The organism is Citrobacter rodentium NBRC 105723 = DSM 16636 (assembly GCF_021278985.1).
Lineage (GTDB): Bacteria > Pseudomonadota > Gammaproteobacteria > Enterobacterales > Enterobacteriaceae > Citrobacter_A > Citrobacter_A rodentium.
Genome location: NZ_CP082833.1, coordinates 462,257 through 482,658, shown reverse-complemented (window position 1 = coordinate 482,658; position 20,402 = coordinate 462,257). Strand labels below are relative to the sequence as shown.

The window sequence follows — 20,402 nt, the reverse complement described above, 5'->3', positions numbered from 1 at the left end:
CCAGGCCGAAAACCAGAACATCTATCTAACGGAAAGAGAAAAAATGTTAAAACGTATAAGGATTGTCACTAGTTTGTTACTGGTTCTGGGTCTGTTTGGCCTTTTACAACTTACCTCCGGGGGGATTTTCTTCAGTGCATTGAAAAATGACAACGAGAACTTCACCGTTTTACAAAACATTCGCCTGCAACAATCCACCCTGAATGACAGCTGGGTGGCGCTGCTGCAAGCGCGAAATACGCTTAACCGTGCGGGCATCCGTTACATGATGGATCAGAATGATATCGGCAGCGGGCCTACCGTTGACGAACTGATGCATGACGCGGCGAAATCTCTCAAAGAGGCGGAAAAGTTCTGGGCCGACTATGAAGCGCTGCCGCACGACCCGCGCCAGAGCGAAGCGGCGAGTGCCGAGATCAAACGCAATTATATTACTTTCCATAATGCGCTAACTAAGCTGAACCAGTTGGTCGGCGCCGGTAAGGTCAATGAGTTTTTTGAGCAGCCTACCCAGAGCTATCAGGACAGCTTTGAAAAACATTATGACGCCTATCAGGCGGATATCGATCACCTGTATCAGCTAGCGGTAAGCGACAACAATCACTCCTACGGCCAGGCGATGTGGGTGCTGTCGATCATACTGATTGCAGTGCTGGCGGTGATTATCGCCGTCTGGTTCGGCATTAAGGTATCGCTGATCGCGCCGCTGAACCGTCTGATCGACAGCATTCGTCATATCGCCAGCGGCGATCTGGTGAAACGTATCGAGGTGGAAGGGTCCAACGAAATGGGGCAGCTGGCGGAAAGCCTGCGCCACATGCAGGGTGAACTGGTGCGCACCGTCGGTGACGTGCGTAACGGCGCTAACGCCATCTACAGCGGCGCCAGCGAGATCGCTATGGGCAATAACGATCTCTCCTCGCGTACCGAGCAGCAGGCCGCATCGCTGGAAGAGACCGCCGCCAGCATGGAACAGCTGACCGCTACCGTGAAGCAGAACGCCGAAAACGCCCGTCAGGCCAGCCATCTGGCGCTGAGCGCATCTGAAACGGCGCAGAAGGGCGGTAAAGTGGTGGACAATGTGGTGGAGACAATGCGTGATATCGCCACCAGTTCGCAGAAGATTGCCGATATTATCAGCGTTATCGACGGCATTGCCTTCCAGACCAACATTCTGGCGCTGAACGCGGCGGTGGAAGCGGCGCGCGCCGGCGAGCAGGGCCGCGGCTTTGCGGTGGTTGCCGGGGAAGTGCGTAATCTGGCGCAGCGCAGCGCCCAGGCGGCACGCGAGATTAAGAGCCTGATCGAAGACTCCGTAAACCGTGTGGATGCTGGCTCTACGCTGGTGGAAAGCGCGGGTGAAACGATGGATGAGATCGTCAGCGCGGTAACCCGCGTAACCGACATCATGGGAGAGATTGCCTCTGCCTCTGACGAGCAGAGCCGCGGTATTGACCAGGTTGGTCTGGCGGTGGCGGAGATGGATCGCGTTACCCAGCAAAACGCCTCGCTGGTGGAGGAGTCCGCCGCCGCTGCCGCCGCGCTGGAAGAGCAGGCCAGCCGCCTGACCCAGGCCGTTGCCGTGTTCCATATTCAGCAGGAGCAGCAGCGCGCCCGTAACGTTGCGAACGTCAAAGCCGCCCCGAAGCCGGTTCAGACGCGTAAAGCGGTAACTGCCGATACCGGCGACAACTGGGAAACGTTCTGATCGGTCATCCCTCTGGTCGGATAACCCGGCCAGAGGGAGTTGCCAACCGGACAGGGCGTCACGCCTTACGCGGATCGCTTATCGGTTGACGGACCAGCAGGATGTACGCCAGCGCGCCTGCCGCGGTGACGCAGCCGCAGATAATCAGCGCCAGGCGGAAAGAGTGGGTGGTATCGACAATAAAGCCGGTAACAATCGGCGCGAACGAGGCGCAGATAAAGCTGGCGAAATTCTGGATGCTGCCCACCGAGGCGGTCATGCGCGAGGCGACCGCCACGTGAATCAGGCCCCAGCAGGAGGTGCCGGCAAAATGGATGCAGAACAGCGCCATGCCGATCAGCAGTACCGCGCTCATTGAGGTCGTGGCGTTTGGCACCACGAAGGTAAAGGCCGCTGAGCACAGCATTCCGGCGATAATGCAGATTTTACGGCTCCTAATCGGCTGCATTCCGCGCGTCACCAGCCAGTCGGTGACGTAGCCGTTGATCAGCATTCCGGCCGCACCGAACAGGAACGGGATCGCCGCCATCAGCCCGGTGCTTTTTAAATCCAGACTGTAGGCGGTCTGCAGATATCCCGGTAGCCAGGCCAGATACAGCCACGCGGTGTAGTTGATGCCGCTGAAGCCCAGCATCATCCCCCACATGGTGCGGTTGCGGAACAGGCTGCGCCATTCGGCGAAGCTCAGCGGATCGCGGCGCGCATTGACGCTGCCGGCGTTCAGATACGCCTGTTCGACGGCGGTCAGCGCCACCTGTTCGCGGTTGCGGTACAGCATATACCAGCCGATGGCGAGGAAGATGCCGAGTATGCCGATGGTGATAAACATGCCGCGCCAGCCCATTATCAGCATCATCGCCGCCAGCACTGGCGGGCTTACCGCCACGCCAATGGTCGAGGCCGCGTTAAAAAAGCCCATCGGCCGCCCGCGCTCTTTAATGTTGAACCAGTCGTTAATCACCTTCACCCCGCACGGATTCATCGGCGCTTCGCCAATGCCCATCCCGATGCGCACCAGCACAAACTGGGTAAAGCTGTGCACCATGCCGGAGAGCGCCTGGAACAGCGACCAGAAGAACATGCCGAGGCCGAGCATGATGCGCGGGCCTTTGCGATCCAGCAGCGGGCCGCAGGGCAGCTGCGCGATGCCATAGGCCAGTGAAAATACGGACAATAGCGCGCCGATCTCGGTGGCGCTCAGCCCAAGCTCTTCGCGGATGGTCAGATTAGCGACCGAGAGCGAACTGCGATCCAGGTAATTAATCACCGCCGCGAAAAATAACAAAATCATTGCCGTAGTCTGAATACGTTTTATTCGGCTGCTGCGCTGCACCATTCCTGCGGGCGGAACGGTAATATCCGCGGGCGCCGGTTTGTCAAATGAAGAACGCGGGTCGAGGGTAATATTGTCTTTTTCCACGCCGGACTCCTGATTCATAAAAGTTATAATTCTGTGCAGACTTTAACCGCACCGTATTGTCCTGACAGACCAGTGGGTAATTAATTTTTACGGCACTGCTCACGAAGCTTTTTAAATGTCGTCGACTGTTCGTGAGCATAGTGAGGCGATATTTTTCGCGGCTTTTTATTTTGATAAAAGCGTGCGGTGGGTTGCGGAATCCTGTTTTTAATCGGTCTTTAATGCCTTTCCTGCACGCTCTGATTAATTGAACGAATCATGGATTGTTTCGCGGTATGCAGGTGGTTACGCAGCGCCAGCGTGGCGTCCAGATCGCTGCGGCAGATCAGCGCGCTGAGAATGGTCATGTGCTCGTCGATGGCGATAATGTTGCGCTGCTTCAGGTCGCTTTCGTCCCACTGATAATGGAAGTGGAAGATCACCGAGATAATTTCAAGCGACTGATTGAAAAAGACATTGTCTGCCGCAGCGAGCAGCAGGGCGTGAAAGTCGCGGTCCAGTTGGGAAAACATGCGGAAGCTGCTGCCGATGCGGTCGCGTAGCGCGCGATGCCGCTCCAGCAGCGTTCTGGCCTGTAGCCAGCGCGGGTCGCCGTCGGGCAGATTGAGGAAGTGCTGAAGCGCGTGGGTCTCCAGCATTTCCCGCAGCTCAAACAACTGTTCCGCCCAGGACTGGTCGAACTGCTTCATGCTCCAGTAGCCGCGCTTTTCGCTGTGAATCAGGTCGTAACGGCCGAATTTTAAAAGATATTCCCGCACCACCACCGGGCTTACGCCCGCCGCGCGCGCCAGCTGTAACTCAGAGAACGTTTCGCCCGGGCGCAGCTGGCGCTGGTTGATCATGGTGAAAAACGCCTGCTCAAAAATGCGGTTTTGCTCGGCCATCGAGGCGCTGGTGCAGGCGAAGCCATCGCCCGGCTCCGGGCGGCGGACAATGACGTAATCGCTCGCCACCTGGGTCAGCACGCCGCAGGCGCAGAGGTGGCGAAGAATATGGCGTACGGTGGTGCGGCTGATGTTATACATCTCCGCCAGCGCGCTTTGTGATGGCAGGGGCGAGGGAATATGGCCCCGCGCCATATCGTCTATCACCTGGTTAATAACATTGTGATGTAAATTTTGTGAACGGCTCATTATTCGCTCCTTTTTTCGGCATTAAAACCCGATTTAAAACATTTTAATGCGCAGCGTTTCACAAATTAGCTTTTCGCTTACGCCGTTATTTCTCGTTTCATCAATATCTGAAGCATCGAGGAAAACAGGAGTCAGAAAAAATGACCACAATGACCAGAGTGATTTGCCCGGAACATGGAAAATTAATTCATGAAAAAAAAGAAATTCCGCTGCCGGATAAACACGAAGCATTAATTAAGATTAAGGCCGTCGGCATCTGCGGCACAGATATTCATGCGTGGGGCGGCAAGCAACCTTTTTTTCATTATCCGCGCGTATTAGGCCATGAAATATGTGGGGAGATAGTCACACCGGGCGAGAATGTGACGCATCTGAAGGCAGGGCAGCAGGTGGCGGTGATCCCTTACCTGGCCTGTCAGCAGTGTCCGGCGTGCCTCAGTGGTCGCACCAACTGCTGCGAGAATATCTCGGTGATTGGCGTTCATCAGGACGGCGGTTTTAGCGAATATCTCAGCGTCCCGGCGGCCAGTCTGTTACCGACAGAAGGGATTGATCCGCAGGCGGCGGCGCTGATAGAGCCTTACGCCATCAGCGCTCATGCCGTGCGGCGGGCGGCGATCGCTCCCGGCGATCAGGTGCTGGTGGTGGGGGCCGGGCCGATTGGCCTGGGCGCCGCGGCAATCGCCAGCGCCGACGGCGCGCAGGTGGTGGTGGCTGATACCAGCCCGGCGCGGCGCGATCATGTCGCCAGCCGTCTGGCGCTGCCGGTGGTGGACCCCTCCGCCGCCGACTTTACCGACCAGTTGCGCGCGCAGTTTAACGGCGCGCTGGCGCAGAAGGTGATTGACGCCACGGGCAACCAGAGCGCGATGAACAATACCGTTAATCTGATCCGTCACGGCGGCGCTATTGTCTTTGTCGGGCTGTTCAAAGGCGAATTACAGTTTTCTGACCCGGAATTTCATAAAAAAGAGACCACCATGATGGGCAGCCGCAACGCCACGCCGGAAGATTTTGCTAAAGTCGGCGCGCTGATGGCGCAGGGCAAACTGACGGCGGAGATGATGCTGACGCACCGTTATCCCTTCAGCCAGCTTGCGGATATTTTTGAGCGCGAGGTCATTAATAACCGCGCGTTAATCAAAGGGGTAATCACCTTCTGACGATTGCCATACGGCGTCCGGGCAGTATGGGGCGCCGTTTTTTTATGCCAGGAAGTTGTGCGGTTAGCCACAAAACGGGAATAAAGCAGAGAGGGAGCGCGTTAAGGAGGGTTTATTCGCGGCATCATAATCGCCCCGGTGACCATCCTGAGAGAATACGATGCGTAAAGATGCCCTGCTTGCATTTCTGGCCAATCAGACCGATTTCTTCGATCCTGAAAACGTTAGCGAGGTCTTCACCGCCCGTTATCTGGCGCAGCGTTTCGCCATGCAGCGCAATACCGCCAGCCACTATCTCAACCAGCTGGTGGCGCAGGGCACGCTGGTTAAAATTAACACCCGCCCCGTTTACTTCCTGCATAAACAGGCATTCAGCCAACAGTTCTTTGCCTTAAGCCGTAACGAGTACGTCAGCGTGACCGAACTGCTGGCTGAAGGGGAGCAGGCGGACGAGACAGGCGACCATTTCTCACTGCTGATCGGCCATAACGCCAGCCTGAAAAAACCGATTGAGCAGCTCAAGAGCGCGCTGTTCTATCCGGACGGCGGGCTGCCGCTGTTAATAACCGGCGAGAGCGGCACTGGCAAAAGCTATATGGCGCAGCTGATGCACGAATACGCCATCGCGCAGGGGCTGCTGCCGCCTGACGCGCCGTTTATCCGCTTTAACTGCGCGCAATACGCCAGCAATCCGGAACTGCTTGCCGCTAACCTGTTCGGCTATGTGAAGGGGGCGTTTACCGGCGCGCAGAGCGACAGGCCGGGAGCGTTTGAGGCGGCCAATGGCGGGATGCTGTTTCTTGACGAAGTGCACCGGCTGAACGCCGACGGCCAGGAAAAACTCTTTACCTGGCTCGACAGCGGCGAAATTTACCGGCTTGGCGAAACGGCGCAGGGGCACCCGGTATCGCTACGGCTGGCGTTCGCCACCACCGAAGAGTTGCACAGCACCTTCCTGACCACCTTTTTGCGGCGCATTCCGATCCAGGTCAGCCTGCCGGATCTTCAGCATCGCAGCCGCGAGGAAAAAGAGGCGCTGATCGTACAGTTCTTCTGGTCAGAGGCGAAAAAGCTGTCGGCGACGCTGAATCTCAAACCTCGCCTGCTGCAAATTCTCAATCAGTACCAGTATCGCGGTAACGTCGGCGAACTGAAGAACGCCGTGAAGTATGCGGTGGCGACCGCGTGGGCAAAAAAACCGGGCAGCGAACCGGTCACCGTGTCGCTGCACGATCTGCCCGATGCCATGCTGACCGCGCTGCCGTCGCTCAGCGACTCGTCAGTGGCAGACGACGCGGTTATCATCACGCCGCAGACCAGTCTGCCCTGGCTACTGCGCGCCCGTGACGCGATGCAGGCGCAGATCCACGATACCCTCTCTCTGGTACTGGCGCTGTACGCGTCGGTACGTGACGGAAAAGCGGGCTGGGAGACGGTGCGCAAACGGATCGGCGAGGAGATCGAAACCCTGTTCGATCGGCTGATCTTTAGCGGCGACGACCGCGGGCATTCGCAAAGGCTGTTGCTGATTACAAGCCAGGTACGGGAAGAGTTCTACCGGCTGGAAAAGCGCTTCAATATGCAGCTTAACGGCAACTGCATTTATGCGCTCAGCCACTATTTGATCCATCGCACTGCGCAGACCCCTTCGCGTCTTAGCCGTGAGCAGATACGGCAGATGGAGGCTTTTCTGGCGCAGAAATATCCCCTGCTGTACAGCTTTTGCCAGCAAATTCTCGATACCCTGGCCCGCAAGCTGGATCTGGAACCGCAGCCTGTAGATATGCTGCTGCTGGTGCTGTGGCTGAATAAACAGGGGGTGAACAGTCAGAAACAGGTGGCCCATGCGGTGATCCTGGCGCACGGTTACGCCACCGCCAGCAGTATCGCTAATGTCGCCAACCGGCTGCTCAAAAATAACGTGTTTGAATCGTTTGATATGCCGCTGGATGTCACCCCGGAGGCGATCGCCCAACAGGTTATGCGCTATCTCGAAGAGCATCCGCTGGCCTCCGGGCTGATAATCCTGGTGGATATGGGCTCCCTGCGGGCCATTCATCAGCATTTTGACCGGGCTATCCCGACGCCGGTGACTATCGTCAATAACGTTTCGACCAGCATGGCCCTGTACGTGGGTGAGCGGATCTTACAGGGGCATCTTATCGAGGAGATTGCCCGCGACATTGCGCAGGATCTGCCGACTGAGCATCAGCTTTACTGGCCGACAAGCGGCAAACCGAAAGCGATACTGACCACCTGCGCGACCGGCATCGGCGTGGCGACCAACCTCTGCTCGCTGCTACAGGCCAGCATTCCCGAGTCGCTGGAGATTGAGGTGGTGGCCTGCGATTACGCCATGCTGGCGCAAAACAAAGCCCAGGAGCCGGTGTTTACCCGCTATGAGGTGCTGGCGATTGTGGGCACCCTGGACCCCTGTCTCCGCCACGTTCCGTGGATCTCGCTGGATTCGCTGATCTCCGGCGAGGGAAATCAGCAGCTGATGCGCCTGCTGGGGGCGTTAACCACCCCGGAGCAGGTGGCGGAGATCAACAATCTGTTGCTGAAAAACTTTTCCCTCAGAAGAGTCATTGAGTCGGTCACCATCCTGGATACCAGTAAAGTGATTAACCACGTCGAGCAGTTCCTGCTGCGTTACGAACACCTGTCGGGACAGAGCATGACGAATGAGCGCAAGGTGGCGCTCTATGTGCACATCAGTTGCCTGATTGAGCGCCTGATTCGCCATGCCGGGATTACGGTCGACAGCGGCCAGCAGTGTCCGGAATATGAGCTGAATATGCTGCGCGAGGCGTTTAGTGTCATTGAGAGTAACTATAGTGTCAAAATCCCGCGCGCCGAGCTGACCTACATCCATAACATCCTGGCCTTCGAAACGGAATTTATCGAGCAGGATCAACAGTTTTAACCCCGGCAGACCCTTCCTTGCGTTCTCTTCCCGGCGCGCCACTTTTTCTGGCACGCCGCTTGCTCTGTATATGGCTGTGGAGCCTGTATTCAGAGGTAAGGATGAAGAGACAGTATATTTTCGCCAGTCACGGCACGCTGGCCAGCGGAGTATTAAATTCCGTCGAACTGATTCTGGGTAAACGCGACAACATAGAGACGCTTTGCGCCTATGTCGAAGAGGGCGTGGATTTAAGCCAGCAGGTGGATGCGCTAATGGCGAAGATTCCGGCGGAGGATGAGGTGATCGTCCTGACCGATATTTTTGCCGGCAGCGTCAATAACGAATTTATCCGCTATCTGCACCGCCAGCATTTTCATCTGCTGGCCGGGATCAACCTGCCGCTGGTTATCGATCTGCTGATGTCTGAAGAGGAAGAGGATGCCGTACAGGCGATCTCGGCCGCGCTGATCAATTCCAGAGAGAATATTCAGTATTGCAATCAGACCATCACCAGCGCCATTCACAGCGATAAAGATTTTTAAGGGGAGGGGAAACCATGATCGTATTTTTACGCGTGGATCATCGTTTATTACACGGCCAGGTGGCTTTTTCATGGACGCAGTATGTGGATGCCGACTGTATTTTAATTGCCAACGACAGCGTACCGAATGATGAATTGCGCAAGACCACCATCAAAATGGCGAAGCCGCCGGCCGTGAAGCTGGTGATTAAAAATATTAACGATTCGATTGAGGCGATTAAAAGCGGCGTTACGGATAAATACCGGCTGTTTATTGTAGTGGAGTCGGTAAACGACGCCTGGCGGCTGGCGAGCGCGCTGCCCGAAATAACCAGCATTAATCTCGGCGGCACCAGGGTGCGCGAAGGCAGCAACAATATTTCGAAAGCGGTCAATCTGTTAGATGAGGAAATGACTCAGCTCCGGGCGCTGAACGCCGCCGGGGTGGAGGTCGAGATCCGTCTGGTGCCAAACGACCGCAAACAACTCTTTACCTGAACGGAACAACTCCTGAGGACAAATTATGGTAGAGGCACTTTTACTCGGGCTGGTGGCGTTTATCGCCCAGTCTGAATATGCGCTGGGCACCTCGCTGATTTCCAGACCGATTGTGACCGGATTACTGACGGGGTTGGTGCTGGGCGATATGCAAACCGGCATCGTGATGGGGGCGACGCTGGAGCTGGCGTTTATTGGTTCATTTTCGGTGGGGGCGTCTTTGCCGCCGGATGTGGTCACCGGCGGTATTCTCGGGGTGGCCTTCGCCATTAACTCCGGGGCAGGCGCCGAAACGGCGCTGTTACTGGGATTACCTATCGCGACCCTGGCGCTGATTGTCAAAAATATCTACAACGGGATGTTTATTCCTCTGCTTTGCCATAAAGCCGACGCCTATGCCGAAGCGGGAAATACCCGCGGCATTGAGCGTATGCACTTAATTTCCGGCATCGGGCTTTCGCTGACCTTAGGCATTATCGTCGCCGTTTCCTATCTGGCGGGCGTTAACGTGGTGAAAGGTTTTCTGGATGCTATTCCGGAATTTATTAAGCACGGCTTAAGCGTGGCCACCGGCATTATTCCGGCGCTCGGTTTTGCGATGCTGGCGCGGCTGTTAATTAATAAAAAGGTCGCGCCCTGGTTTTTCCTCGGCTTTGTGCTGATGGCCTATTTAAAAATACCGGTTACCGGTATTGCGATCCTCGGCGCAATTGTCGCCGTGGTGATGGTGAATATCCCGAAGATGACGCCAGCGCGGACGGCGCAGGCACAAGGAGCGTCTCATGACGACGAAGATGATTTCTGAACAAAACCGCCCGCAGGCGGACAATCCGCAGGGGGTGACCGCGCGTGACTTACGCCGCGTATTCTGGCGCTCCTTCCAGATGGAATTTTCGTGGAACTATGAACGACAAATGAATCTCGCGTTCGCTTACACGCTGATTCCGGTATTAAAAAAGCTCTACACCCGTAAAGAGGAGCTGGCTGAGGCGTTGAAGCGCCACCTCGCCTTCTTTAATACCACGCCGCATATCGTCACCCTTATTCTGGGCATTACCGTGGCGATGGAGGAGAAAAACAGCCAGCAGCAGGAGATGGATGCCACCTCGATAGATAACGTCAAAGCTTCGTTAATGGGGCCGCTGGCGGGGATTGGCGACTCATTCTTCTGGGGCACGCTGCGTCTTATCGCCACCGGCATCGGCACCAGTCTGGCCCTGAAAGGCAATATTCTCGGACCGATTCTGTTTCTGCTGGTCTTTAACGTGCCGCATATCCTGCTGCGCTGGCTCTTTACCCGTTGGGGATACGTGCTGGGCACCGGCGTGCTACAGCGGATCCAGCAGAACGGCATGATGGAAAGCCTGACCTATGGCGCTTCCATTATCGGTCTGATGGTCGTCGGCGCCATGACCGCTTCGATGATCGACATCACTATTCCCATCGCCTTTGGCACCGGCGATGCGAAAACCTAGGTTCAGGACATTATCAACGACATCATGCCCAGCCTGCTGCCGCTGCTGAGCTTTGCCATCGTCTACTGGCTATTGGGTAAAAAAGTGAAGCCGTTAACCATTATCGGCGGCATTGCGCTGGTCGGTATTTTCGGCTCCTGGATCGGCCTGTTTTAAAAGGGGAAAAGCATGACGCCTACGATGCTGACGTACATTGATGAAGAGTCTGAAACGCTGTCGGGTATTTTGCGCCAATATCGCCGCTCGCTGGCCGCGATTTCGCAATTTGCCGAAAATCACAACATTAAGCGGATCATGATCCTGGCGACGGGATCGTCGCTTAATGCGGCATTTTGCGCCCGTTATTTTTTCGAACAGTGGGGCGTGAATATCGAGATTAAAGAGCCTTCTACTTTTACCCATTATGAAAATCTCGATCCGCAGGTTGATATGGTGATTGCCATATCACAGAGCGGCAAGAGCGCCTCCACGCTGGAGGCGATGGGAAAAGTGCAGGCTCAGGGCGTCCCGGTTTTCGCGCTGACCGCCGATCGGCAAAGCCCGGTCGGGCTGGCCTGCGATTATTTGCTGGATATCCTGACCGGCATTGAGACAGTGGGGTTCGTGACCCGCGGATTCAGCGCCACGGTTCTGAACCTGCTGCTGATCGCGCTGATAATCGCCCGCCAGCAGCAGCGGGTGAGCGAGAGCCAGCAGGCCGATTACCTGGCGCAACTACAGCATATTGCGACGGCGATTCCCGAGGTGATTACGCGCACTGAGGCGTTTATCCAGCGGAATGAGGATGTTCTGCGGCAGGGCAAGCGCTTCGTGGCGATCGGCTATGGCGCGCTGGTCGGGGTGGCGAAAGAATTTGAAACCAAATTTACCGAAACCGTTCGCGTGCCTTCCTCGGGCTTTGAGCTGGAAGCCTACATGCACGGCCCTTATCTGGAGGCCAGCGTAGACCACGTGATGTTCTTTTTTGAAGATCGCGCGGATGCCCGCTCGCGCCTGCTTCGCGAGTATATGGAATCGGCGGTGGATCGTGCGTTCACGGTCACGCTGGCTGCGGCGGAGCGCAACGCCAGTACCCTGGCGCTGGGCGTTGCGGTGGATCATTACCTGTCCCCGCTCCTGTTGATCGTACCGGTGCAACTGCTGGCCTGTCATATCGCCTCGCTGAAAGGTATCGATCTTTCTGTCCGTATTTTTGATGATTTCGATCGCGTTTTAAAAAGTAAAATCTGATTTATCAGGAGAAAATTTATGTTGGGTTTTAATCAGGACGAGTACCTGACGAGTGCTCGTGAGATCGTTGCTGCGCGCGAGAAAGCGGAACAGGTTGCCGATGAAATATTTACCTCGGGCTTCAGTTCATTATTTTTCGCCTCCGTGGGCGGCTCTTTAGCGCCAATGATGGCAATTAATGAGTTCGCCAAAGAATTAACCGGGCTGCCGGTATATATCGAGCAGGCGGCGGAATTAATTCATAAAGGGAATAAACGCTTAAATAAAGAGTCGGTGGTGGTGACGCTCTCTAAATCGGGCGATACCAAAGAGTCGGTCGCCATTGCCGAATGGTGTAAAGCGCAGGGGATCCGCGTGGTCGCTATCACCAAAAACGCCGACTCGCCGCTGGCGCAGGCGGCGACATGGCACATTCCTATGCGCCATAAAAACGGCGTGGAATATGAGTATATGCTGTTGTACTGGCTGTTCTTCCGGCTGCTGTTCCGTCATGGCGACTTTGCCGACTATGCGCGTTTTGCCAGCCAGCTGGAAACCCTGCCGGAACATCTGCTGCAGGCGAAACAGACCTTTGATCCGCAGGCTGACAGCATCGCCAGCCGTTATCATAACAGCGACTATATGATGTGGGTGGGCGGCGCGGAGATGTGGGGCGAAGTCTACCTGTTCTCAATGTGTATTCTGGAGGAGATGCAGTGGAAGCGCACGCGCCCCGTGACCTCCGCGGAGTTCTTCCACGGCGCGCTGGAGCTGCTGGAAAAAGACGTTCCGCTGCTGCTGGTGAAGGGCGAAGGGAAATGCCGGGCGCTGGATGAGCGCGTGGAGCGCTTCGCCGCGAAGATAACCGATCATCTGGTGATTATCGATCCGGCGCAATACCCGTTGCCCGGCATTGATGAGGCGTTCCGCTGGATACTGGCGCCGTGCGTGGCGTCGACGCTGCTGGTGGATCGCCTGGCGGCGCACTTCGAGAAATACACCGGTCATAGCCTGGATATCCGTCGCTATTACCGTCAGTTCGACTACTGATTGTCAGCCTGCGCCGATCGGCAGCGGCGAGTCGTCGTTGCCGATCGGCGTATCGCCTTAACTCTGCGCGTTGACCACTTTGATCTCCACCATGCCGATGCCGAGCTTACGCGGCGAGTGGCCGAGGATATTGCCTTCGTTGGTGGCGATCGGTTCGGGTGGCACGATGACCAGCGTCGACGCCTCCGTCGGGTTATCGAAATGCAGGGTGGTGGTGGTGACTTCGTGGCCCAGCATCAGCGTCTGCTCTTGCTGACCTACGCGAACCGGAATGGGCCGGTTGGCGTTATCGCCATACGCCTTCGCGGTGATCACCAGATCGAATTTTTTCGGCAACGGCTGTTTGTACTCGATTTTCACTTCTTCGCCGAGCTGCGCGTTGGACCAGCGTCCCCACGATTCCAGACGGGAAATGCCGCTGAACTGCTTCACTTCCTCCGGCGCGCCCGCCACGTTAAAGATAAAGCTGTCGGCTTTATAGCGAATGTCGTTATCGACAATCTTCAGCGTATCGACATTGCCTTTGTAGCGCTGCATGTCGATTACCGTCTCTTTAAAGTCGGTTTTTCCTTTCCACTGCGCTTTATCGACGTGCTGTACGGTTTGCTGGCCGCCAAGCTGCCCCTGAGACACGCACCAGTCGGTAGAGAGCGCCAGCTCCGGCGCCCACAGCTGGCCCATCTTGTAGCAGCGATCGACCCAGACGAAGTTATCGCGCGGGGCGAAATCGGCCAGCTGGAAGCGCAGCGGAGCGGAGTATTCGCTTTCCGGCAGCGGCTCAACGCGCTTGTCAGAGACCCGCAGCAGCAGCGGCAGACGGAAATGGCTGCCGGAGAAAGCGATCATGTTTTTCTCGCCGTCAACGGTAAAGGTCTTCATCTCTTTCGGGAAGTTCCACAAGCGGATGATATCCGGCTTCATGGCGAGGATTTTTTCTTTGCTGTTGAGGAACACCTCCGACAGCGACTGACCAGACAGGCTGCTGCGGCCAAGGCCGATAAAGTTGTCGCCGCCAAGAATATCCAGCACCGTGGCGCCGTTATCCATCGTGTTACGCTTGACCGCCAGCGTCTCCTGCTGCGGCTTGTCGCCGCGCAGCACAAAGAACAGGTTATTGCGATCCTGCTTGTTCAGATACTTCCAGGCGGTATTGTTCATCGCCAGATGGTCGGAAGAGACCACGATCACGGTATCCTTAAACCACGGCGACGCCTTGATTTTATTAATAAAGGCGGCAATGTTTTCCTGGCTACAGCTGACGGCGCTGAATGACTGGTTCGGCTTGCCGTCGAAGTCGTAGCGCTTGCGGTTACAGGTGTGCGAGATAAAGCCATCCGGGTGATGGGTATCGACCGTCAGCGTAAACAGCGAGAAGCGCTGGCCGGAGCGGGAGAGCTGCTCGAATTTCTTCCACGCCTCATCCAGCACCGTGTCATCATAGAAGCCCCAGTCGTTGCGGTAGTGCGGGTCGGCAACCACGCTTTTTAACTCTTCCGCGCCATACAGATGGTCGAAGCCGTGGGACTTCAGGAACACATCCTTACCGGCGAAACGCAGGTTCGCGCCCTGCACAAAGTAGTTCTGATAGCCGGAATTTTTCAGGATATCGCCAAGGCAAATATTCTGCGGGAAGAAGCTGGAAACCGAGGCCGACGCGTTCCCTTCAAATGGGGCGAACAGGGGAATGCCGCACTGCGAGGCGACCATACCGGCAATGGTATAATCCGTACCCGGCAGCTGCTGGGTATGGCTGAAATCCAGCCCTTCGTTTTTCAGCGCGCCAAGCTCCGGCGTTAAGTCAGGAAAGGCGTTATTATCGAAATAGGTGCGTTCGAGGCTTTCACCGTAGATATAGACCAAGTTCAGCTTTGGATTGGGAATACGCTTCGCCGGTTCTTTGTAATAGCTCGCGAAGTCGGGATCGCCGTCGCGCGTCTGGGATTTTACCAGCTCGGTGATCTGGCGAAATGCCGGACTGGCATCCACGGAGCCCAGCGCCAGCAGTAGCGCCAGCAGGCTGTAACCAAAATGATGCGGATGGTGACGGCGACGGCGCAGCACCCAGCCTAACGCGCCGAATACCGCGACTAACGTCAGCGCAATGCCGACGCCCGGCAGAACATACTTACCCACGCCTGCGCCCGTCAGACTGTTGGTCAACGTGTAGAGCACCGCGTCGTTAATGCCGTCACCGGTAAAATAGTCGCTGGCGTATAAGGTGATATTTAAAATCACAAACAGCCCCAGCACGGTTAACGTCGCGGCAAACCACCAGACATTGCGCCCCGCTTTCGACGCGTAAACCAGTACGGACGCGAGAAACAGAGCGATGGAAAGTAACTCAGACAACAGACGATCCTCACGAAAAGCCTTGCGGAAAGGTCCTGAATCAGATGCCCGGCGGGCAGCTAATCTTTTTTCAGGGAGTACAATGTAATGGGCTTGTCACTTAGCTGCAATTCTAGTGTCATCGTTTTGCGATGTGATTCAGAATTGGTTTAGAAATAGACTTTTTTGATCGCCGTCACTTCCCGCCGTACGGGTGGACAGGAGAAGAAGAGGGCAATAAAGAGGCTGTAAACGCCGCACTCGCCGGGAAACGGCTAAAACGCGGCGTCGGTAATCAGGAAATGAAGTTCATGCCCTGTTTAAGCACCAGATCGCAGGCTTTGGTTTTCACTTTTTCCGCCAGCGGCGTGCTGCCGATATTATTGAGATTAAGCTGCTGGCCGTCTTTGGTATTCAGCAGGCCCTGAATGCCGTCGAGATAGTTGTTGTCCTGCTTTTGCTCCGTCGCGCCGAGGCCCAGTTTATCCAGCACCTGATTTTTTACGCTTTCCGCGTCGGTCACCGAGGCCAGTTTCTGCTTTGCGCAGTACTGTAAAATACCGGCGGCGTTATTCATATTACTCGCGCTCAGCGCCTGATTGCCGCCGTTGAGCAGGCTGCCCAGGCTGGCGAGCGTGGTGCCGCTCTGCGACGAACCGGCGCTCTGCTTGCTCAGTTCGCTGGCGGCGCTGGACAGGGACTCCTGCCATGAAGCGGCGAAGGCGCTGGTGGCGAACAATACGCTGGCGGTCATTGCGCAGCCCAGAAGACGTTTAGCTGTTTTCATAATCGTGACTCATGTAATGAAGTTATCGGCGTACCGGCTTATCCGCGCCTGAGGACGGAGTCTGCGCAGTATAGCGTCGAAAAGCGCCGGAATGGTCTTAATACTCCTTGCCGGTCACCCGACTGCGGTAGCTTTCCCAGTTGAATATCACCCACAGGCTGTTGCCGAGGCGCATCCGGTCCATCACCCGCTCGCCCAGCAGCTTGGTCATCTCCTCCATATTGCTGTTGGTGAGCATACCGGTCGGGCGTTTTGAGGAGGAGCGCCGGTCGACGATCTGATTAATAATCACCTTTTCATAACGCGATTCGGTCTGCACGCCGATCTCGTCAATCACCAGCAGATCGACGTTGCTCAGATCGTTCAACAGCTGTTCTTCACTGGTTTCGCGATTACTGAAGGTCTCTTTCATCGCCGACATAATATCGGCCACGGTGATAATCAGCACCGACTTGCCGCGCAGCAGCAGTTCGTTGCAGATTGCCGCCGCCAGGTGGTTTTTTCCCGTTCCCGGCTTGCCCGAGAAGATAAAGCTGGCGATGTTGCCGTCAAATTCTTCCACGTACTGACGCGCTTTGCTCAGCGCGTTCATCTGTCCTTCACACTCAACGCGATAGTTATCGAAGGAGCAGTTTTGATGCAGGGGCCGGATGCCGGAGCGGTTAAAAGTGCGCTGCATTTTCATCGCCCGGTTTTCGCGGGCCAGCGCCGCCGCGCGAATTTCACCTTGTTGTTTCTGCCAGGCCAGCAGCTCTTCACCGGTCGTGAACGCCGGTTTGATATGTGCTGGCATCATTTTTTGCAGACGTTTCATCAGATCGCCAACGTTTTTCATTGTTACCCTCTAAAACCCGGTGGAATTTGGTTGTCAGGTTCGCTGACCGTATTGACGTCGCGCTTCGGCAGGCCGCCGTTGCTGGCGCGCCCAATCTGCACGCTGCGCGCCAGTTTTTGCTGCCACTGCACGTGGTGAAATACCTTGCCTTCCGCCTGCCAGTAGGCCACGAATGCGGCTAACTCTTCGGCAGTGACCGGTTCGCGCAGCGCCACGCCCCATAACGCCGCCTGGCGCTGAAAGTCGGCGTCCGGCTGCCAGTCGGGATACATGGCGAATTTCCCCAGCGGCACGCTGACCGGCGTCGGCTGCGGTTCGTCATACAGCTGCGCGTCCAGCGTCACGTCGCATCCCGGCCGGGCAAGCTTCTCTTCGAGCGCCAACAGCTGTGCCAGGCGCGCCGGGGTCACCGCGTAAAAGGCCGGGGCGTTATTGGCGAATACCGCCACCGCGCCGCCTTCCGCCTTCGCCAGCACCGTCTGGTAGTTGTCTGATAAGGCGTCAATAGCAATGACGTCCGGGGTTAAAATTCTGGATGACATAACAGCGTTTCTCAATACGGACTGCAACCGGGAAGGGACTCTGTTTCTATAGTAACACACCAAAGAGGAGCAGCGGCAGGGATGCGCCTGCCGCCGGAATTACACGCGCGGGCGCTTGCGGTACAGCCACAGTCCGGGCACCGACAGGCCGATAGAGAGCGCGCCGACAATCGACGAGGCCTTCAGAAAATTGGTCAGCAGCGTGATCATCAGCGCTTCGCTATAGCCAAAGTGGCTGATTTTTACCGCGGAAATCATCGCCGTATAGGCCGAAATACCGGGAAACATCGGGATCACCGCCGCGACGGTAAAGACCTTCGGATGGGCCAGATACCAGCGCGACCACTGAATGCCGATGCTGCCGATCAGCAGCGAAGCGATGAACGTTGACCATTCAATGTTAAATCCGGCGCTCATCATCACCATGCGCGACCCGTGACCTAACGCGCCCAACAGCGCGCACCACGGCAGCGCGCGGTGAGGAACGTTAAACACCATCGCAAAGCCCAGCGCAGGAATAGCGGACAGGATCATGTCCTGTATCAGCGCGAGAATAAAATCGATTATACCCATCCGCGAAGCCCCCATACCGTTAATGCCATCACCACGCCGACGCAGGTCGCCAGCGTCAGCAGGCTGGCGATGGCCCAGCGCGCCAGTCCGGTGTTGATGTGCCCTTTAAACATATCCGCCACCGCGTTGATCAGCGGGAAACCGGGAACCAGCAGCAGAACGCTGGCGGCCATCGCCACGGTTGGCGTCTGGCGAAAGGCCGGAAGATGCAGCAGCAGACCGGAAATGGTGGTGGCGACAAACGCGGTGACGCAAAAGTTAATCTGCGGATGTAAATGGCGGTTCGCCAGCAGCTGGCGAATATACATTGCCACCATGCTGGCGAAAAAGGTAATGACCGCGCCGTCCCAGCCGCCGTTGTTCAGCTTACAGAAGCAGGCGCAGGAGAAACCGACCATCAGCGCGACCAGCCAGCGCGGATAGCGTAACGGCCTGAGCTGACTGAAGCGTTTTTCGACGTCTTTGTAATCCAGCAGCTTATGTTCGGCGAGAATGACGATATGCTGAACTTCCGTCACCACATGCATGTTAATGCCGCGATCCTGATTTTTACGCGTGGAGGTCAGGCACTGCCCGTTCTTAATGGTGGTCAGCACAATGGCATTGGAGGAGATGGCGCTTTCCACGCTGTCCATGCCCAACGCCAGCCCGAGGCGGGTGGAGAGTTCATCAACCAGCGCGCTTTCCGCGCCGTGTTGCAGTAAAAATAGCCCGCACTGAATGCACAACCGTGTAACCGTTCGCTGAAATGACTGCTCTTCTTGCATGACTCGCCCTGACTGAAAAGACGCGTTGCGTACTATCTGATGACGAAAGACCCCCTTTTTATCATGAAGCGTACATTTTCTGGCTCCGGCTGAGATCAATCTTTGTGTTGAAAAAAGAGCCAGCCGCCGCGAAAGCAGAATTTGAACTGCGCCACACTTTTGCTAAATCGGTGAAAAGTGCAATTTTTGGCCCCGTTTTGACCTTCTTTTTCTGGTGCGGGTTATCAAAAATGCAATATGAAACTTTTAAACAACATTATTTAAACAAATAATCAACCGTGCGGGGTGTGGAAGCGATGAAAACTCAGGTTGCCATTATCGGCGCAGGCCCTTCAGGCCTGTTGCTGGGACAGTTACTGCATAAGGCCGGGATCCGCACGTTCATCATTGAGCGCCAGACCCCGGAATATGTGCTGGGGCGGATCCGTGCGGGCATTCTCGAAAGCGGGACGACCGATCTTCTGCGTGAGGCGGAGGCCGCCCGGCGCATGGAGCAGGAAGGCCTGCTGCATCATGGCGTCGAGTTTATTTTTGACGGCGAGCGCATCCCGGTCGCCCTGAGTGAATTAACCGGCGGTAAAAGCGTGATGGTGTACGGACAGACGGAAGTGACGCGTGATTTGATGCAGGCGCGTAGCGACTGCGGCGCGCCGACGATTTATGGCGTACAGCAGGTAGAAATTCATGACGCAAAAAGCGATCGGCCCTATATCACCTTTGAAAAAGAGGGGGAGAAGTGCCGCATTGACTGTGACTTTATCGCCGGATGCGATGGTTTCCACGGCGTGTCGAGACAGAGCATTCCGCGCGATGTGATACGTGAATATGAAAGCCTCTGGCCATTTGGCTGGCTGGGGTTGCTTTCCGATACGCCGCCGGTCAATCCGGAGCTTATCTATGCCCACCATGAACGCGGGTTTGTACTTTGTAGTCAGCGCTCACTAACCAGAAGCCGCTACTATTTGCAGGTTCCCCTCAGCGAGCAGGTGGAAGAGTGGAGCGATGAGCGCTTCTGGGGCGAGCTGAAACGACGGCTGCCCGAGGCGTTAGCGACCAGGTTAGTGACGGGTCACTCACTTGAAAAGAGCATCGCGCCGCTGCGCAGCTACGTTGTGGAACCGATGCAGTATGGTCGGCTCTATCTGGTCGGCGATGCGGCGCACATTGTGCCGCCGACCGGCGCGAAAGGGCTAAACCTGGCGGCTTCGGACGTGAACTATTTGTGGCGCATTCTGGCGCAGTATTACCGGAACGGGCGTGCTGACCTGCTTGATACCTATTCTCGCCTGGCCCTGAACCGGGTATGGAAAGGGGAAAGATTCAGCTGGTTTATGACCCATCTGCTGCATGACTTTCCGGAAAAGAGCGCGTTCGACCGCAAAATGCAGGCGGCGGACAGGCAATATTATCTGCGCTCCCGTGCCGGCCTGACGACCATTGCGGAAAACTATGTCGGGCTGCCGTATGAAAAAGTGGGCTGACGATG

The 20,402-nt window shown here is 56.2% G+C and carries 18 protein-coding genes and 1 pseudogene; 11 read left to right on the top strand and 8 right to left on the bottom strand.

Annotation, left to right across the window (positions count from 1 at the left end; all coding sequences use genetic code 11):
• Positions 1-43: 43 nt before the first annotated feature.
• Entirely contained in the window at positions 44-1,708 is a 1,665-nt protein-coding gene (gene tsr, locus K7R23_RS02235; protein ID WP_012908705.1) for a methyl-accepting chemotaxis protein, read from the top strand.
• Positions 1,709-1,766: 58 nt separating this feature from the next.
• Here tsr and K7R23_RS02230 read toward each other — a convergent pair whose 3' ends face one another.
• Positions 1,767-3,128 (bottom strand): MFS transporter, encoded by a 1,362-nt coding sequence (locus K7R23_RS02230; protein WP_012908706.1) that lies wholly within the window; start codon positions 3,126-3,128, stop codon positions 1,767-1,769.
• 218 nt (positions 3,129-3,346) lie between these two features.
• Complete coding sequence (locus tag K7R23_RS02225; protein WP_012908707.1) at positions 3,347-4,261, bottom strand: GntR family transcriptional regulator; 915 nt, start codon at positions 4,259-4,261, stop codon at positions 3,347-3,349.
• Between the two features lie 140 nt (positions 4,262-4,401).
• Here K7R23_RS02225 and K7R23_RS02220 point away from each other — a divergent pair, with 140 nt between their 5' ends.
• From K7R23_RS02220 to K7R23_RS02185, 8 genes and pseudogenes are all read left to right on the top strand, one after another.
• Positions 4,402-5,424, top strand: coding sequence for a zinc-binding alcohol dehydrogenase family protein (locus K7R23_RS02220; RefSeq protein ID WP_012908708.1), 1,023 nt, complete (start codon positions 4,402-4,404; stop codon positions 5,422-5,424).
• A 160-nt stretch (positions 5,425-5,584) separates the two neighbouring features.
• Positions 5,585-8,350 (top strand): sigma-54-dependent transcriptional regulator, encoded by a 2,766-nt coding sequence (locus tag K7R23_RS02215; protein WP_012908709.1) that lies wholly within the window; start codon positions 5,585-5,587, stop codon positions 8,348-8,350.
• A gap of 101 nt (positions 8,351-8,451) precedes the next feature.
• A complete protein-coding gene (locus tag K7R23_RS02210) occupies positions 8,452-8,874 on the top strand; it encodes a PTS sugar transporter subunit IIA (protein WP_012908710.1) in 423 nt (140 codons plus the stop codon).
• Positions 8,875-8,888: 14 nt separating this feature from the next.
• A complete protein-coding gene (locus tag K7R23_RS02205; RefSeq protein ID WP_012908711.1) occupies positions 8,889-9,350 on the top strand; it encodes a PTS sugar transporter subunit IIB in 462 nt (153 codons plus the stop codon).
• 25 nt (positions 9,351-9,375) lie between these two features.
• Complete coding sequence (locus K7R23_RS02200) at positions 9,376-10,155, top strand: PTS mannose/fructose/sorbose/N-acetylgalactosamine transporter subunit IIC (RefSeq protein ID WP_012908712.1); 780 nt, start codon at positions 9,376-9,378, stop codon at positions 10,153-10,155.
• Positions 10,133-10,981 (top strand): annotated as a pseudogene (locus K7R23_RS02195) (PTS system mannose/fructose/sorbose family transporter subunit IID). The gene K7R23_RS02200 and the pseudogene K7R23_RS02195 overlap by 23 nt, the downstream one beginning before the upstream one ends.
• A gap of 12 nt (positions 10,982-10,993) precedes the next feature.
• Positions 10,994-12,055, top strand: a complete 1,062-nt coding sequence (locus K7R23_RS02190; RefSeq protein ID WP_012908715.1) for an SIS domain-containing protein — start codon at positions 10,994-10,996, stop codon at positions 12,053-12,055.
• An 18-nt stretch (positions 12,056-12,073) separates the two neighbouring features.
• Positions 12,074-13,084 carry an SIS domain-containing protein gene (locus K7R23_RS02185; RefSeq protein WP_012908716.1) on the top strand — a complete coding sequence of 337 codons (1,011 nt, stop codon included), beginning with the start codon at positions 12,074-12,076 and terminating at the stop codon, positions 13,082-13,084.
• A gap of 57 nt (positions 13,085-13,141) precedes the next feature.
• On the opposite strand, the gene opgB is transcribed toward K7R23_RS02185, so the two are convergent.
• The 6 genes from opgB to K7R23_RS02155 form a co-directional block, all read right to left on the bottom strand.
• Entirely contained in the window at positions 13,142-15,433 is a 2,292-nt protein-coding gene (gene opgB, locus K7R23_RS02180) for a phosphatidylglycerol--membrane-oligosaccharide glycerophosphotransferase (protein ID WP_024133090.1), read from the bottom strand.
• 274 nt (positions 15,434-15,707) lie between these two features.
• The gene (locus tag K7R23_RS02175) at positions 15,708-16,202 is read right to left on the bottom strand and encodes a YjjA family protein (protein WP_148222127.1); all 495 of its coding nucleotides are present in this window, start codon (positions 16,200-16,202) and stop codon (positions 15,708-15,710) included.
• Positions 16,203-16,296: 94 nt separating this feature from the next.
• Positions 16,297-17,034, bottom strand: a complete 738-nt coding sequence (dnaC, locus tag K7R23_RS02170; RefSeq protein WP_012908719.1) for a replicative helicase loader DnaC — start codon at positions 17,032-17,034, stop codon at positions 16,297-16,299.
• A 2-nt stretch (positions 17,035-17,036) separates the two neighbouring features.
• A complete protein-coding gene (gene dnaT / locus K7R23_RS02165; protein WP_024133091.1) occupies positions 17,037-17,576 on the bottom strand; it encodes a primosomal protein DnaT in 540 nt (179 codons plus the stop codon).
• Positions 17,577-17,675: 99 nt separating this feature from the next.
• Positions 17,676-18,149, bottom strand: a complete 474-nt coding sequence (locus K7R23_RS02160; RefSeq protein ID WP_024133092.1) for a threonine/serine exporter — start codon at positions 18,147-18,149, stop codon at positions 17,676-17,678.
• Positions 18,140-18,916, bottom strand: a complete 777-nt coding sequence (locus K7R23_RS02155) for a threonine/serine exporter family protein (protein WP_012908722.1) — start codon at positions 18,914-18,916, stop codon at positions 18,140-18,142. The genes K7R23_RS02160 and K7R23_RS02155 overlap by 10 nt, the downstream gene beginning before the upstream one ends.
• Positions 18,917-19,020: 104 nt before the next feature.
• Here K7R23_RS02155 and K7R23_RS02150 point away from each other — a divergent pair, with 104 nt between their 5' ends.
• A complete protein-coding gene (locus K7R23_RS02150) occupies positions 19,021-19,188 on the top strand; it encodes a hypothetical protein (RefSeq protein ID WP_012908723.1) in 168 nt (55 codons plus the stop codon).
• Positions 19,189-19,212: 24 nt separating this feature from the next.
• Positions 19,213-20,397 (top strand): 4-hydroxybenzoate 3-monooxygenase, encoded by a 1,185-nt coding sequence (gene pobA / locus K7R23_RS02145; protein WP_012908724.1) that lies wholly within the window; start codon positions 19,213-19,215, stop codon positions 20,395-20,397.
• Positions 20,398-20,402: the final 5 nt, after the last annotated feature.

What these genes read in the sequence shown, in the direction of transcription:
- dnaT (WP_024133091.1), bottom strand. Translation starts at nt 17,576, where the DNA reads ATGTCATCCAGAATTTTAACCCCGGACGTCATTGCTATTGACGCCTTA.
- pobA (WP_012908724.1), top strand. Translation starts at nt 19,213, where the DNA reads ATGAAAACTCAGGTTGCCATTATCGGCGCAGGCCCTTCAGGCCTGTTG.
- K7R23_RS02220 (WP_012908708.1), top strand. Translation starts at nt 4,402, where the DNA reads ATGACCACAATGACCAGAGTGATTTGCCCGGAACATGGAAAATTAATT.
- K7R23_RS02210 (WP_012908710.1), top strand. Translation starts at nt 8,452, where the DNA reads ATGAAGAGACAGTATATTTTCGCCAGTCACGGCACGCTGGCCAGCGGA.
- K7R23_RS02185 (WP_012908716.1), top strand. Translation starts at nt 12,074, where the DNA reads ATGTTGGGTTTTAATCAGGACGAGTACCTGACGAGTGCTCGTGAGATC.
- dnaC (WP_012908719.1), bottom strand. Translation starts at nt 17,034, where the DNA reads ATGAAAAACGTTGGCGATCTGATGAAACGTCTGCAAAAAATGATGCCA.
- K7R23_RS02205 (WP_012908711.1), top strand. Translation starts at nt 8,889, where the DNA reads ATGATCGTATTTTTACGCGTGGATCATCGTTTATTACACGGCCAGGTG.
- K7R23_RS02190 (WP_012908715.1), top strand. Translation starts at nt 10,994, where the DNA reads ATGACGCCTACGATGCTGACGTACATTGATGAAGAGTCTGAAACGCTG.
- K7R23_RS02200 (WP_012908712.1), top strand. Translation starts at nt 9,376, where the DNA reads ATGGTAGAGGCACTTTTACTCGGGCTGGTGGCGTTTATCGCCCAGTCT.
- K7R23_RS02155 (WP_012908722.1), bottom strand. Translation starts at nt 18,916, where the DNA reads ATGCAAGAAGAGCAGTCATTTCAGCGAACGGTTACACGGTTGTGCATT.
- K7R23_RS02160 (WP_024133092.1), bottom strand. Translation starts at nt 18,149, where the DNA reads ATGGGTATAATCGATTTTATTCTCGCGCTGATACAGGACATGATCCTG.
- K7R23_RS02215 (WP_012908709.1), top strand. Translation starts at nt 5,585, where the DNA reads ATGCGTAAAGATGCCCTGCTTGCATTTCTGGCCAATCAGACCGATTTC.
- K7R23_RS02225 (WP_012908707.1), bottom strand. Translation starts at nt 4,261, where the DNA reads ATGAGCCGTTCACAAAATTTACATCACAATGTTATTAACCAGGTGATA.
- tsr (WP_012908705.1), top strand. Translation starts at nt 44, where the DNA reads ATGTTAAAACGTATAAGGATTGTCACTAGTTTGTTACTGGTTCTGGGT.